1 protein-coding gene is annotated in these 285 nt (G+C 53.7%); it reads left to right on the forward strand.

The features are described from left to right. The coding region (locus NE665_RS24355; RefSeq protein WP_256302762.1) for a hypothetical protein at positions 1-285 on the forward strand (285 nt) is incomplete at both ends.

A 285-nucleotide genomic window follows, 5' to 3' on the forward strand; every position in this document is an offset into this window, starting at 1 on the left:
TGAGCGTGGAAGCAGATGGGGGAATAAGAACTTTGCGACAGAGATCATCCTCTATGACAAGGATGGAAGCATCGTCGATCGAACGAATGGCACGAAGACGACGCTGGATGCGACACGAGCGGAAACGGTGAAGCTTGCCGTGTATCGTGTGAATGCGGTCAGTGATCCGGGACCGTATGTCTGGCAGGCGACATTGAAGGATTCAACGACAGAAGGGATCACCGCACTGTTGAAGGGGAATGTGATCATGACGACGCAGCTGGAGGCGCTCGTTCCACAACAGAT

Origin of the sequence: Clostridium sp. DFI.1.208 (genome assembly GCF_024463855.1) — a bacterium.
In the GTDB taxonomy this organism is placed as follows: Bacteria; Bacillota_I; Bacilli_A; order Erysipelotrichales; family Erysipelotrichaceae; genus Clostridium_AQ.